This is a genomic window from Rhodopirellula europaea 6C (assembly GCF_000338295.1).
Taxonomy (GTDB): Bacteria; Planctomycetota; Planctomycetia; order Pirellulales; family Pirellulaceae; genus Rhodopirellula; species Rhodopirellula europaea.
This window is the reverse complement of record NZ_ANMO01000133.1, coordinates 34,030-47,764: the sequence shown is the minus strand read 5'-3', so window position 1 is coordinate 47,764 and position 13,735 is coordinate 34,030. Positions and strand designations below refer to the sequence as shown.

Annotated in this window: 12 protein-coding genes; 5 read left to right on the top strand and 7 right to left on the bottom strand. The window is 56.1% G+C overall.

Annotated features, from left to right (window positions below; genetic code table 11):
• Positions 1 to 119 precede the first annotated feature (119 nt).
• The 3 genes from RE6C_RS14935 to RE6C_RS14925 form a co-directional block, all read right to left on the bottom strand.
• Positions 120 to 2,774: an ABC transporter permease gene (locus tag RE6C_RS14935; RefSeq protein WP_236618232.1), complete on the bottom strand. Its 2,655-nt coding sequence runs from the start codon at positions 2,772 to 2,774 to the stop codon at positions 120 to 122.
• A gap of 70 nt (positions 2,775 to 2,844) precedes the next feature.
• Positions 2,845 to 3,762 (bottom strand): ABC transporter ATP-binding protein, encoded by a 918-nt coding sequence (locus RE6C_RS14930; RefSeq protein WP_039962148.1) that lies wholly within the window; start codon positions 3,760 to 3,762, stop codon positions 2,845 to 2,847.
• 127 nt (positions 3,763 to 3,889) lie between these two features.
• Positions 3,890 to 4,345, bottom strand: coding sequence for a GntR family transcriptional regulator (locus tag RE6C_RS14925; RefSeq protein WP_008657781.1), 456 nt, complete (start codon positions 4,343 to 4,345; stop codon positions 3,890 to 3,892).
• A gap of 299 nt (positions 4,346 to 4,644) precedes the next feature.
• Here RE6C_RS14925 and RE6C_RS14920 point away from each other — a divergent pair, with 299 nt between their 5' ends.
• From RE6C_RS14920 to ilvE, 4 genes are all read left to right on the top strand, one after another.
• Positions 4,645 to 6,222 carry a lipopolysaccharide biosynthesis protein gene (locus RE6C_RS14920; protein ID WP_008657779.1) on the top strand — a complete coding sequence of 526 codons (1,578 nt, stop codon included), beginning with the start codon at positions 4,645 to 4,647 and terminating at the stop codon, positions 6,220 to 6,222.
• Between the two features lie 361 nt (positions 6,223 to 6,583).
• On the top strand, positions 6,584 to 7,099 hold the full coding sequence (locus RE6C_RS14915) for a 3-hydroxyacyl-ACP dehydratase FabZ family protein (protein WP_008657777.1): 516 nt from the start codon (positions 6,584 to 6,586) through the stop codon (positions 7,097 to 7,099).
• Positions 7,096 to 7,929 (top strand): enoyl-ACP reductase, encoded by an 834-nt coding sequence (locus RE6C_RS14910; protein ID WP_008657776.1) that lies wholly within the window; start codon positions 7,096 to 7,098, stop codon positions 7,927 to 7,929. The genes RE6C_RS14915 and RE6C_RS14910 overlap by 4 nt, the downstream gene beginning before the upstream one ends.
• Before the next feature lie 79 nt (positions 7,930 to 8,008).
• Positions 8,009 to 8,866: a branched-chain-amino-acid transaminase gene (ilvE, locus tag RE6C_RS14905; protein WP_008657775.1), complete on the top strand. Its 858-nt coding sequence runs from the start codon at positions 8,009 to 8,011 to the stop codon at positions 8,864 to 8,866.
• 182 nt (positions 8,867 to 9,048) lie between these two features.
• Here ilvE and RE6C_RS14900 read toward each other — a convergent pair whose 3' ends face one another.
• Positions 9,049 to 9,516, bottom strand: coding sequence for a DUF1499 domain-containing protein (locus tag RE6C_RS14900; RefSeq protein WP_008657774.1), 468 nt, complete (start codon positions 9,514 to 9,516; stop codon positions 9,049 to 9,051).
• Between the two features lie 64 nt (positions 9,517 to 9,580).
• Between RE6C_RS14900 and RE6C_RS14895 the strand changes: the two genes are divergently transcribed.
• The gene (locus tag RE6C_RS14895) at positions 9,581 to 10,900 is read left to right on the top strand and encodes a replication-associated recombination protein A (RefSeq protein WP_008657773.1); all 1,320 of its coding nucleotides are present in this window, start codon (positions 9,581 to 9,583) and stop codon (positions 10,898 to 10,900) included.
• Between the two features lie 87 nt (positions 10,901 to 10,987).
• Here RE6C_RS14895 and RE6C_RS14890 read toward each other — a convergent pair whose 3' ends face one another.
• From RE6C_RS14890 to RE6C_RS14880, 3 genes are all read right to left on the bottom strand, one after another.
• On the bottom strand, positions 10,988 to 11,215 hold the full coding sequence (locus tag RE6C_RS14890) for a hypothetical protein (RefSeq protein WP_007327047.1): 228 nt from the start codon (positions 11,213 to 11,215) through the stop codon (positions 10,988 to 10,990).
• A 79-nt stretch (positions 11,216 to 11,294) separates the two neighbouring features.
• Complete coding sequence (locus RE6C_RS14885; protein WP_008657772.1) at positions 11,295 to 13,034, bottom strand: TlpA family protein disulfide reductase; 1,740 nt, start codon at positions 13,032 to 13,034, stop codon at positions 11,295 to 11,297.
• A 257-nt stretch (positions 13,035 to 13,291) separates the two neighbouring features.
• Positions 13,292 to 13,507, bottom strand: a complete 216-nt coding sequence (locus RE6C_RS14880; protein WP_008657771.1) for a hypothetical protein — start codon at positions 13,505 to 13,507, stop codon at positions 13,292 to 13,294.
• Positions 13,508 to 13,735 lie beyond the last annotated feature (228 nt).

The following is a 13,735-nucleotide window of genomic DNA, read 5'->3' as shown; positions in this document are numbered from 1 at the left end:
AAAACCAACCTGTAGCTCGGTGGTCGCCACCGAGAATCACGGCGGGGACCGCCGTGCTACAATTCCACTCGCCTCGCTTTGTGCCAAAGCATCAGCTCGAGTGCCAGGTGAAACCTGGCCTACGTTGCTTCGATCATCTCCGGCGGCTCACGCAAGCGATCCGCCATTTGACGAAGCTCGTCGATCAACAGCTCTTGCTCTCGATAAAACACGGGAGCTCGAGGCGGTGATGCGACTTCTTGGTGACCGAGCGAGTTTTCGCCGTTGCGACGGTCCTTCAACAAGTCACCCCAAAGCAGCCGTTGCTCGGTCAGCGCAGGATCGTCCCACTTGGGCAAGCCATCTTCCAATTGATCCAGGGTGTTGCGAACCGCGAGATCGAGCAGTCTCTCGAACCGCTTCTGCTCCATCCCCAATCGATACAGCGGATCCGACAAAGGAGCATCCAAGAACGACTTCTCGTTTCCCCACTCTTCGTCGAACCAGCCGCTCCACTCTCCCGTCCGAAAACGTTGCCATTCGGCGACCAGACATCGCTGGCGGCTCTCACGACGAAGTTCTTTTGTGCAAAGCTGATCGACGACTCGCACGAATGCTTCGCGATCCAATTGATCCTCTTCGGACTGAGGCGGAGCCATTCCGCTGAATAGGTTTTGATCGTAGGCAATCTGCCTCAAGCCAGCGATCACGATCCACTCGTTGGCTTCAGCGTTCTCGAGCAATTCCCCCAAGGCACCGAACTTCGGTGCCTGCTCGCGAGACAGCGTTGACCACTTTGCAGCAACCTCAAGAGCTTTGCGGCGAAGCGGTCGCCAATCGAAAGGATGGTACTGACCTGCATTGAAATAACTTCCATCACTACGGAATGTACGGGTGCCCGACTTCATTGAAATAGGTGTGCTTACGCACAAACTGTACAACTCTGATTGCGAGACCGACTCGCCCATCATCTTCACAGGCCCCAACTCCTTCTCCAGTGCGAGCGCCCGGTCGCGAAATCTTTCCGGTTGGTTGCCGTATATGGCTTCGACCCTCGCCGAACCGGACCAATTGATGCTCGGATTCAATCGGACAGTGAATCGCATACCTGCTGCTTCCGCAGACCCAATATTGGGGAATTCAGAGATCAGCAAAACCTTTTTCATGTCTTCGTTGCCCTCGTCGAACCAATCGAGGGAATACACATCCGCATTCAAATCAATGTTCCGAGTTCCTGGCATCACACCAACTGTCGACTCGAGGACTTTTGACGTGACGGGATCCTGAACGACCGCCAGCATCTCTTTTCGCCACGCAGGCATTTCTGGCGGCGTCGTCCACCAGCGATGCATGAAGAGACACATGCACATCGCCCCCAAAGCCAGCAAGCAATAGGCCAGCCCTCGTCCCCACACGGCGGCCGAAGAGACACCTTCCATCACAAAAGGCGTCAAACGCCGAGTTGCGAACAGCAACACGCCTGCGGCCAGCCACAGCAGGCTGGTGTAACCTCCGAAGAACGCGAGCAGCCCAAACGCGGGCAGCATCCACAGCAGAGCCACCACGGGTGCGCCAAAGAACGCCAGCGATGGACGGCGGCCCCATTGCCCCGTCAAAACACCGATCAAGAAAAGAAGGGTTTGCACAACCACGCTGAATGCAAAGGCTTGCCACAAGTTCACAGTTCCGAATGGCCTTCCGATGTACCAATCGAGGCCAGCACTGAACGGAAACAAAACCATCAAGAACGACGATGCCAAGGCGGTTGGGATCAATCGAGTCAACCAAATCAGGTTGGGTGACCACCCGCGGTCGGCGAAGAACCCTTGCCGCATTCCACGTCGATCCCCGTGGAATGTGGCAACCCCCAACATCAAATGAGCTGCTGGCCATCCCAAGGCGACCAATGGCCCTTGAACCTCAAGAAACCCATCCACCCAAGTCACGATCACCGTGACCGACGCAAACAAGATCGCAGCACCAATTATGAAACGAGTCTGCCGAACCTGTTGCCACAACAATGCGCGGAACCGACGCGGTTTGGCATGCCAAGCCACTTGAACCACGGTTGGCTGCCAAGCCGAAGCCGGAGCGGCTGCCGGAACCTGCCAGCGATGATCACTTGCGCCCGCCAACCGGTGCTGAGCCAAACCGGACATCACCGCCCCCAGTGCGGTGAGGTAGGCAACAGCCGAGCCGAACATGACAACACGCTGTTCGCTGGTCGCTTCCACGAACGTGACACCGTTATAGACATGCGTGCCGGCCAATCCAGCGACCGTGTAGTTCCACAACAAGGTCAGGCCCACGATCAACGGGATCACCAACATCACCGAACCGACCGGATTGCGAACGATCAACGCCGCGATCCAGCCACAGATCAGCAAGCCCACTCCGTAGATCATCAGTTCAACGATCGATTCCGAACCGGAGATCCGTCCGATCGCAGACCAATCCCAACCTCCTCGCAACACCAACCACGACAGCACAAAACAAGCCGACGCGGTCAAGACCGCCAGCACCCAGGCGGCGAACCCGACCAATAATTTGGACAACAACACTTGCGACCAAGTCACCGGCAACGTCCGCAACCAATCCAGGGTTCGTTCTTCGTTCTCCGTGCCCAGCGAGATTGGTGGAATTCCGAGCGCCACCAAGTTTGGCAACAACACCCACAATACGGAAAGCGTCGTCAGGCTCGGATCCGAGGCCGGATCGATCGCGGCACGAAGGACCGCCAGGAAGAACAACGCCGCCGTGCCGATGACACCCGCCAACAACAGCGGCTGCAGCATCCGAAAGTCTTTCCAAACCAAATGCTGAAATGCTGATCGTGGACGTGAAACGGCCGGGTAAGCAAAAGCATCAAGCGATGTGGCCATCATTCACCTCCTGACGACGATCGAAGAACGAGGGTTCATCCCGAATGGGTTGACCGCAAACCGCAACAAAGACTTCTTCCAGCGTTGGTACACTGACATGGAATTGCCGCACACCGTCATCAGGTCCCCAGTGCAGTCCCCCGGCGTCGTTCCAATCCGTGATCACCCAGCGTCTTTGACGACCGTTGTTGGTTTCGCTCAGCACACGCCCCGGCAACTCCGGTGACTCGACGTGAGCATCATCCATCGTCGCCGTCACAATTCGAGTGTGCAGCTTCAAGTCGTTCATCGACTGAACCAATTTGACTTGACCGCCATGAATCATCGCCACCATGTCTGCGACTCGTTCGACTTCATTGATGTGATGACTCGATAGCAGTACTGTTCGCCCAGCGGCGGCACGGTCGACCATCGATTCCAAGAACTGACGACGGACCATTGGATCCAAACCGCTGGTCGGTTCATCCAGAATCAGCAGTTCCGGATCGTGAGCCGTCGCGAGAGCCAGAGCCACTTTGGCTCGCTGGCCCTTGCTCATCGATTTGATCTTCGTTGCCGGTGGCACCTGAAACTCTTCGATCAAGTCGCGATACCGGGGGACAAAACCTTCGTCGTAGAACGCACTGACGAACCATCCAATCTCCGGCGGTGTCATCCACTCATAAAGAGCCGGCGAGTCGGACACGTAGCCGATCTTTCGCCTGATCTCCTCGGAGTGCTGACCACAATCATGCCCAAGGATCACCGCTGATCCGGAATCTGGTTTTTGAAAGCCGGTCAAGATTCGAATCAAGGTTGTCTTGCCCGCACCGTTCTCACCCAGCAAAGCGAACACCGTCCCGGCCGGAACGTGCAAGCTGACGTTGTCCAACGCAACCGTGTTCCGAAACCGCTTGCTCACACGATTGACTTGAATGATGCCTCCAGGTTCGACGTCTGTCCGACCGAGGTGCGAATCATATGCAGGACGATCCGAGGCCATGCCAGACGCTTCCCGTGGACTAGGCTCACGCTCAATGGAATCCAATTCATTCATGGCTCGGCTCGTTGTTGGAGGAAGAAACAGATTCAAGGCTTGGTTCGTCCGAGTTGGACTCCGCGGGGGGCGCACTCAATCGCGCCAGCTCCGACTCAAAGAGCGCCCGCAACTGATCGGGTGACATTCCACCGGCGATCGCATCGGCCAGAGCTCGGCGAACCCCATCTCCGACCAAATCATCTCGGGCGGACGTGCAGGCTTCGATCGCATCTCGCCGGACCACCATTCCGCGACCACGCAGCGGCTTGAGGATTTCTTGGGTCTGCAGCTCGCGATAGGCTCGCGCAATCGTGTTGGGATTCAACGCGATCTCGCGAGAAAGCTGACGGACACTGGGAAGCATTTGGCCGCCAACCAGCGTGCCATCGGCAACAGCCAGCTTGACCTGACGGACGATCTGCTCGTAGATCGGCACGTCACTGGCCGCGTCAATGGAAAAGAACATGGGCATCTCCGAAGGAGGGGTCCGAGGCAGCAACAGCCACCCCGCACCTGTGTGCTATCACGATAGCACACTGAGCGATCCAGTCAACGTTTTACAGCGAAAAAATCGACACGACCGTTTCAACCGGACTCGTCGACCGCGAGATTCGACGATCTTTGGGGTTCACCAATGAAGTGAACAAGGTGCCACCGATCAACGAGCCACTCTTTCGAAACCGCCCATTACAAAAAAGCGTCCACGCGAATCTGCTCCGCTCGCGACGCCTGAATTCGTTCAACTGACCACGAAGCCAATTGCCGATGTCGACCGCCGACTCAGCCGCTCAATCGACGACGCCTCGTTCCACCTTTCGTGTCGATTCGCTCGCGATCGGCATGATTGTGATGCTGGCGATGACGGTGCTTGGCCGAGGGATCGGCTTCATTCGCGGGATGGCGTTCTGCCGGTTGATGGACGACACCGATGTCGGACGTTGGTCGATGGCGTTTGGATTCATCACTCTGATCACCCCAGTGATGCTGTTGGGGATCCCCGGCGTGCTGCCGAGATTCACCGAACACTTTCGCCTCAAGCGTTCGCTCACACCGTTTGTGCGCCGGATCGCGATTGGGACGCTGGCATGCACATCCATTTTCGTCACAACCATGTTGTGGTTTCCCGATTGGTTCGGATGGATCGTTTTCTTGCAACCGCAAGACAACCGACTGATCTATGGCGTCGCGGGAGCGGTCGTCGGGATGATCGTCTACAACTTCATCAGCGACCTGAACGGCTCACTCCGGCAAGTTCGAATGGTCTCGTGCATGCAATTCATGCAGGGCGTTGGGTTCACGCTACTGAGTGTCGCGTGGCTGCTCGCGGGCGGTTCGTTTGCTGGCGTTATCTGGATGTTTGCCGCGTCATGTTTAGTCGCATCGATCCCGGGCTTGTGGTCACTCGTTCGTTCTTGGGAATCGGCTCAGATCCTCCAAGACTCAGAAGAACAAACCAATCCAACTGCGGCGGACGAAACGCTGCCGTCCGACGATGTTCCATTCGGCCTGTGGGACATGATTCGTCGACTGGCACCTTACGCGACGGCGCTTTGGTTGATGAACTTGATCGGCAATCTGTTTGAGCTTTCCGATCGATACATGATTCTGCATTTCATTCCCGCCACCGATACGCTGTCAGCTGAAATCGCGGGTCAAGCCGCGGTTGGCCAGTATCACTCCGGCCGAATCATCCCAATGGTGCTGCTCAGCCTAGGAACGATGATCGGGGGTGTCATGCTGCCGTATTTGTCAGCGGACTGGGAAGCAAAACGTTTTGAAGCAGTGCAGACTCGATTGCGAGACGCATTGCTGGCGGTTTCGATCGTGTTCACCAGCGGCAGTGCGGTGGCCATTCTGCTGGGGCCTTGGATTTTTAACGTTCTCCTGCAAGGCCGCTACACCGACGGAATGACCCTGATGCCGATGGCTCTGTGCTTTTGCACTTGGGCGGCTCTCGTGACCGTCGGACAGAACTACCTTTGGACAGTTGAAAAAGGAAAGTGGGTTCCAGTCGCCATGGCAGCTGGACTGCTTAGCAACCTTGCACTCAATGCTTGGCTGCTACCGATGTTTGGCTTGCAAGGTGCCGTGATCGCGACGCTTTGTTCCCACGGCGTTGTGATGAGCGGAGTTTGGCTTGCCATGATCGGCTGCGGATACAAAGTCGACATGACGCTGGTCGTGCTTTCACTGCTACCAGTCAGTCTGTTGGTCTCGCCCTATGTCGCACTGCTGCTCGCCACCACAATCGGCCTGATGGCTTGGAATGACGATGCGACTCGTCGACGATGGCTAGAAAGCTTGCCTGACAAGGTTCGCTCGAAGCTGATGCCGCTGGGCTGAGCCCAAAAGCTTTGCTGCGATTCGATTGAAAAGGTTAAATTGGCAATTGTAAATTTTAAATTGCTTGCGGCCCGTTCATCCCAACAGCATTTTGCACTTTGCATTTGTCAATTTAACTTTTGCAATAAATACACGTGCCCCGAGACCGATCTCTGATAGCGGCCCCGTCCGGGGCGATGCAAATGGATCACCGAATTCCGCGACGATTCCACGCGAACCTTTCGCGGCACAATTCGCACTTGTATCCCGGTCAGCCCGAATCACGACTGGCTCGGTATTGCCGATCATCGCACATGAGGCGGACGTTCCTTCGCGAACGTGAACAAACCCTCTTTCGCCGGCCTTGACGATCGCCCCAAAAATGGCGTTTGATACGGGGATGAACACACCCAACGACTCCACCGAAACTCGGCATCTTGGCCCACAAGAAATTGAGGCCAAAATCCCCCACCGCGCTCCCATGCTGTTGCTGGATGAAGTGGTGGAAATCACCGAGAACACGCTGCACGCCCGCAAAACGTTCTCGGCCGACGAGTTCTTCGTGCAGGGACACTTCCCCGATTATCCGCTGGTTCCCGGCGTGATTCAGTGCGAATGCTGCCTACAAGCCGGAGCGATTCTCCTGTCTGAGCACACTCCCGCGGTGGGCGAATTCGTCCCCGTGGCGACTCGAATGGACAGTGTGAAATTCAAAAACATGGTGCGGCCGGGCGACACCGTCGACATTCACGTGACGCTCAAAGAGCAACTTTCCAACGCGTTTTTCCTCACCGGCAAAATGCTGCTCAACGGGAAGGTCACCACGCGGCTCGAGTTCGCATGCAGCATCACCCAAACTCAACCAGCCGGATCCCCTGACTCGGATGCAAAATCGTGAGCACGGAACCAACTCCGGCGATGGACTTTTTGGGAATGGCTGGCAAGACATTTCTGGTCATGGGTGTCGCCAACAAAAAGAGCGTCGCGTTCGCCATCGCCAAGCAAATCGAACAGGCCGGCGGCGAAGTCATCTACGCCGTTCGCAGTGAAGCTCGCCGAGAGAGCTTGGCCAAGTTGCTGGCTGACCGTCGACTGATCGTTTGCGACGTCGAACAACAAAAAGACATCGACGCGATGGCAGCGGAACTCCAGCGAGACAATGTGACGCTTGCCGGCGTGGTTCATTCGATTGCCTTTGCCGACTACAGCGATGGCATCCGTCCGTTCCACGAAACCACCCGCCGCCAGTTCTTGCAGGCGATCGACATTTCGGCGTTCTCTTTGGTCGCGGTTTGCAATGCGATCAAAGATCAGCTCGCCAACGACGCCAGCGTTGTAACGATTGGAATCAGCACCACGCGGATGGCCAGCGAAAGTTATGGCTTCATGGCACCGATCAAAGCCGCCCTGGAATCATCGCTGGCCTTCCTGACCAAATCGTTCAGCCGATTCAGCCAAGTGCGTTTCAACGCCGTCGCAGCTGGGTTGCTGAAAACAAGTGCTTCCGCGGGAATCCCCGGTTACGTCGATTCGTACCTGTACGCCGAGAAAGTCATCCCACGAGGGGAAGCAGTCTCGACGAACGAAGTCGCATCGACGGCAGCCTTTTTGCTGTCGCCACGCAGCAGTGGAATCACCGCTCAATCGATCGTGGTCGATGCGGGCATGTCCATCAACTATTTTGATGCCGACGTGGTCGGAGCGGTCACCAACGCATCGGTCGACTGAAACCGGATTCTAAAGCTAAGTTCGCCCACTCGCCGACAATACATATCCATCGCACCTTTCAATCTCTGAGTTTTCGGGCATGACCCAAGCCATCTACATCAACGGTGAATACTTCTCTCGCGAAGACGCCAAGATCAGCGTCTATGATCACGGGCTGCTGTACGGTGACGGCGTGTTCGAAGGCATGCGAATTTACTCGGGCAAAGTTTTCGCACTCGAAGACCACATGACACGGCTCTACGAAAGTGCTCGTGCGATCATGCTAGACATCCCAATCGCGATCGATGCACTGACGACCGCCGTGAACGAAACCGTTGCCAAAAACGGTTTGACGGAAGGCTACATTCGCTTGCTTGTTACCCGCGGCGGCAACCAATTGGGTCTCAACCCGTTCGCGTGCGAAGATCCCCAAGTGATCATCATCGCAGACACGATCTCGTTGTACCCCGAGAAGTTTTACACCGAAGGTTTGGAACTGATCACCGCATCGACCATCCGCAATCACCCCGCCGCACTCAGCCCCCGCGTGAAGTCGTTGAACTACCTGAACAACATCATGGCCAAGATCGAAGCGATCCGGGCCGGGTGCATTGAAGCGGTGATGCTGAACACCAAGGGCGAAGTTGCCGAGTGCACCGGCGACAACATCTTTATCGTTCGTGGCGACCGTTTGATCACGCCACCCATCGACGCGGGAATTTTGGAAGGCATCACCCGAAACACCGTGATTGATCTCGCTCGCGAAAATGGGATCGAAGTGGCGGAGGAAGCCATGACGCGTCACGACATCTTCGTCGCTGATGAATGCTTCTTGACCGGCAGCGCCGCTGAAGTGATCCCCGCAGTCAAACTCGATGGCCGAGTCATCGGCGACGGCAAACCCGGCCCGACGACCCAAAAACTCAACGCCGCCTTCCGAGAATTTGTGGCTCGCTGAGGAAGTCGCTGGTCCCATCGCTCAGCTTGACGGGCCCCCAACTTGACGTGCCCCCAAAGCAGATCGAGCGACTGAGCGTTGCAGCGAACGTCGTCAAAACCGTAGCGGAACTCGCCAAGAGTTTCGGCCAACCAACTCCCAATCGCCGAAACTCTCGGCGAGTTCCGCTACGGTCACATCCCTCACTCCGCTGAAAAGGCTTCGCGGAGATGCTTCAGGTTGCGGGGGTTTTGACCGAGATCCCCTTTGCCGACACGAGACTGACTTTCCGCACCGACCCGCGTGAAAACGTCACCGGAGGATGAAACGTCCTCCGTCAAACGCACGTGGACATCGTCGACAAATCGCAGCCACTTTGTCCGGCGGGTCAAGTGAATTGATTGCGTTTGATCAGTCGCCAACGTGTCCATCGGGTCATCGGTCATCGATTCGATTTGCCACATGGATTCGGACTCCACCCATCGTTCCAGATCGGCTCGCACGTCCGCGATTCGTTGATGCAATCGCATCGGTCTCATTTGCGGGTCCGTGGCGGAATCATCCCACTTGGCGTGATTGGTCGTCCAATCTCGTCCCCAATCGTCGACGAGAGTCGCCACACGTGCGACAATCGCCAACGTTACCACTCCAGCGATTGCAGTTCCTGTCATTGCTCTTCTCGTTCGTTTTCGCGAGCGGTCATCCCGCCGTTCACTTTGAATTGTCATGTCGACCATGGATCTATTTGCCGATCAAGAAGCGGACCATCTGTTTGCTGCCCAGCCCTTGGCCGCACGAATGCGTCCCAAGAAGCTATCGGAGTTTGTCGGCCAACAACACATCCTAGGCGAAGGGAAACTACTTCGGCGATTGATTGCCAGTGGTCGCGTTGGCTCGATCCTGCTGCACGGCCCGCCGGGAACCGGCAAGACCACGCTTGCCCACCTAATTGCGTCGGAGCAGAACAGCGAACTGATCACGCTCAATGCCATCAGCAGCGGTGTGAAAGACGTTCGCGAAGTGCTTGCGAAAGCACGCGACCGCGTGTCGGCGGGCGACCCCAGACCACTGCTTTTCATTGATGAGATTCATCGATTCAACAAATCTCAGCAAGACGCACTGCTCGCCGATGTGGAATCGGGCATCATCTCGCTGATCGGTGCCACAACCAGCAATCCGTACTTCGCGGTCAACGCTGCTCTGATCAGTCGAAGCCAACTGTTCGGCTTGGAACCCGTTTCCGTCGATGACATGCGCAGTCTGCTGAAGCGGGCGATCACAGACCGAGAATGCGGGCTCGGAACTCAGAATGTTACCATCGACGAAGACGCGATTGACTATCTCTCATCGGCCTCAGATGGCGACGCTCGCAAAGCCCTGACGGCGCTCGAAGTGGCGGTGCACAGCCACGATGATCCTAAAGCATCGATCACGCGAGAAGACGTTGCCGAATCCATGACCAACCGCATCGCTGGCTACGATGCCACCGGCGACGACCACTATGATTTGGCCAGCGCACTCATCAAAAGCATTCGAGGCAGCGACGTGGATGCGTCCTTGTACTGGCTCGCGAGGATGCTCGAAGGCGGTGAAGACATTCGCTTCCTTTGCCGGCGACTAGTGATTTTGGCCAGTGAAGACATTGGCAATGCGGACCCGCAAGCGTTGATGATCGCAGTCAGCGCCATGCAGGCTTGCGAGATGATCGGGCTTCCCGAAGCTCAACTCACGCTGAGCCAAACGGTGGCCTACTTGAGCCTGGCTCCCAAAAGCAACGCGACGACTTCCGCGATCAGCGCCGCTCGCCGGGACGTTCGAGATCGCCAGGTCATTCCTGTTCCGAAGATGCTTCGTTGTGGGCATTACACCGGAGCCGAAGAACTCGGTCATGGAGACGGTTACAAATCTGCTCACAACACCGAAGAAGGTGTGGCCAAGCTGGATTACCTGGGCGTCGACCGCCGCTACTACGAACCGGTCGAGCGAGGATTCGAATCCGAACTCGCCTCGCGGCTACAAAAGATTCGCGAGCAGTTGGGCAGGGAAGCCGATTGATTCACACCATGGCTCATGAACTCGGCAAGCATCGCAACGAATGGACGAGTGCTAAATCGCTGCATCAACCATCTCGTGAGGATTTCACTACAGCCAATCCAGCTGAGTGATCCTTCGCAGTCGGTCCTCAAAATTCCCGAGCAGACCGCCGACCAAAACCCATTCGTGACGATCTCTCAGTTCGATTTCGCCGAACTTGTTGATTCGTAAAATGGAGTCACCATTGACGCCAGCTTCATGGAGCTGGCCCATGTCGATTTCGCCTTCGTTGATAACGTCCAACAACGATTTGCCGGTGAGTTCGATGAATTGCATGGTCGCAACCTAGCAGACGGATACAAAGACGAGTCGTTTCTCATTGCCACACGGCGCTCGTCCGTCCAACCAGCTTAATTCAACGCAAAAGGTTTTCGACAACCGGCGTCAAATCTCGGCCAGAAAATTCGATGGCCGCCACTTTGCCGTCTTGGTCGATCACTGCCACAAACAGCAAAGAAACCACGCCAAACCGGTAGGCAACGGAGTTGGCAACAGAAGCTTCCGGGTCCGTCACACTTCGAAAACTCGGGAATGGAATTTTGTTACGAGATTCAAATGCGGGAACGTCTGTCGACTGAACATCCAAGTTCATTCCCACGATTGCAACGTTTTCTGGGTACTGCCGAGCGATCGCTTGCAGGTTGTCGACGACCAACAACGAGTCAGGGAACGCGGCCGACCAGAACGGCATCAAAACGACTTTGCCGCGATAATCTTCCATCGACAGCTCATCGCCGTCTGTGCTGAGCAGGTCCGGATCAAACGTCTTGCCAATGATCTTTTCGCGATTGTCACGGGCCTGAAGTGCGGTCCTCGCCTCGCTCCCGCGATCGTCTTGCATAGCGGCAAACTTGTCATCCAAAACCTGATAGGTCACCTCGGACAAATCCGCACGTCCGACCGTCTCCACCTCCAAACTTGCCCCCGCCAGAAACTGAGTCGTCAGAAGATCGGGTTGCTCATCGGCCAAGGCTTCGATCGCTGCTTTCCAATCACTCGTCGACACGGCGGAGTTGGATGGATCGGTGCCTTCATTCGTCTCGTTGATGACGGTTTGCATTAGCTGCTGAACGCGCGATGTCGCTTCGCTGACCTGAAAATTGGGGCCAGCGACTTGGCGGGCCATGTCGACCAATGCCTCCATCGCACCGGACTCGCCGGCGTTCGCCTCAGCGGGCTCGACGAATTCCTCTAGGATCATCGCACGAACCCGTGCGGCTTCTTCAACATGTTCGAATTGCAGCAACGCGTCTTTGGCTTGTCCCATCACCATCAACGTCGCGGCGTCGGGAGCGGAACTGGATTGCAGCAATCGATCGATTTGAGAAACCACTCGACTGGGAGCACCTTCCTTTCCGTTTCGCAGGTCCTCGATCGCGAAACCAATCAACACAAGCTGGCTGTCTGAACGTACGTCCGGATCGGAGTCCTCTTGCAACGACTCCGCCAGCGTTTGCAGACTCTCGGCCGCTTTCAGATCACCCAACGATGCCAAGTGAGAAAGGGATTGCAGCTCACCTTGGCGACCAATCGCCTTTTCCTTTTCGGTAGCGTCCGCGTGTTCGATCAATCGACGCGAGGCTTCTCGTTTCCAAGTCGCGATGCGTTTCAGCTCGTTGAATGCGGTGGCACTATCTTCGATGCCTGACTCACCACGCGTGATCATCCGCATCTCGATATCTGCTTCCGAGAGAAATGTCCGGAGCTGCGCTGGTTTCAAATCATGGGCGAGTTGCTTCCGTCGACCATCCAGCTGAGAGGTGACGCTTTGCGGCACGTCAATCGAGGCTGATTTGTCTTTGTTTGGCTGCGGATCGGTCGCGCCAGTCGGCTCATTGATCGCTGGTGATGCGGGCGTCGAAGCAGCATTGCTGTCTCCAACAAGCATCAGGTCATCCTGGGACGACTCATCCGTCTCTTCGGACTGACCTTCGTTGGTCTCCGAAGATGGAGCCCCCGATGCAGAATCCGTCGACTCGGCAGAAGGCTGACGAGTGCAGCCTCCGACAACTTGGGTCAACAAGATCGCAAAGACGCACGCTCCGATGGTTTTCGGAAGCTTGCCCAACACGATGGCAATTTGAGCTTGAATCATCCAATAACATCCCTGAAGAACGAAAACCAATATTCTACTGGCCAAGGAGCCAGTTCGAATACCGTTCGTTCAATTCCGGTCGGATTGGATAAACAACATTCTGAGATTTGAAAAAGGCATTTCCGGTCACGTTCGTTGATCCCATTTCGCAGACGTTTGGGCAAACGCCACCAATTGAATCAGGAACAGACTGCCGCATTTCGCGGAGGACCGGTCTGGTGCAGTCGCCAATTTTGCGACGTGCACAAATCTACATCTCAGGCAGCGGTGTGGTCGGCCGACAAGGCATCGAGCAGGTCGGCGAAGCGATCGTCGGCTTCGCGACGACGACGCAGACGCTCTGCAACACTCCAGCTGCTGCGGATCTTCATGACACGGCGAGTGATCTCGGCGTCGGATGGTGCTGTCTCATTCTGCGATGCAGCTGAGATCATCGAGACGTTTTCGAGCGATGGCATGGTTTCGGTCAACATTGCGATTCTTCCTGAAACGGGGCTTTCTTAAGACTCGGTACCACGTTGACGCCGGTACCGATTTGGATGCCTCCATCCGAGGCATTGGCGTCTGGATTGGTGCTAATGCAACCGGGATGCCAAAAGCCCGAAAACCAGAAAAAACGTTCCAACTGTTTCAACCGCACCGCAACAAGTTTTGCATTTCCCGTGTAAATCGCCGGCAAATGCTACCAAATCAGCATTCGT

Coding starts and splice junctions, on each gene's coding strand:
- RE6C_RS14935 (WP_236618232.1), bottom strand. CDS start 2,774: ATGCTGCAGCCGCTGTTGTTGGCGGGTGTCATCGGCACGGCGGCGTTG.
- RE6C_RS14925 (WP_008657781.1), bottom strand. CDS start 4,345: ATGTTCTTTTCCATTGACGCGGCCAGTGACGTGCCGATCTACGAGCAG.
- RE6C_RS14920 (WP_008657779.1), top strand. CDS start 4,645: ATGTCGACCGCCGACTCAGCCGCTCAATCGACGACGCCTCGTTCCACC.
- RE6C_RS14915 (WP_008657777.1), top strand. CDS start 6,584: ATGGCGTTTGATACGGGGATGAACACACCCAACGACTCCACCGAAACT.
- ilvE (WP_008657775.1), top strand. CDS start 8,009: ATGACCCAAGCCATCTACATCAACGGTGAATACTTCTCTCGCGAAGAC.
- RE6C_RS14900 (WP_008657774.1), bottom strand. CDS start 9,516: ATGACAGGAACTGCAATCGCTGGAGTGGTAACGTTGGCGATTGTCGCA.
- RE6C_RS14895 (WP_008657773.1), top strand. CDS start 9,581: ATGGATCTATTTGCCGATCAAGAAGCGGACCATCTGTTTGCTGCCCAG.
- RE6C_RS14890 (WP_007327047.1), bottom strand. CDS start 11,215: ATGCAATTCATCGAACTCACCGGCAAATCGTTGTTGGACGTTATCAAC.
- RE6C_RS14885 (WP_008657772.1), bottom strand. CDS start 13,034: ATGATTCAAGCTCAAATTGCCATCGTGTTGGGCAAGCTTCCGAAAACC.
- RE6C_RS14880 (WP_008657771.1), bottom strand. CDS start 13,507: ATGTTGACCGAAACCATGCCATCGCTCGAAAACGTCTCGATGATCTCA.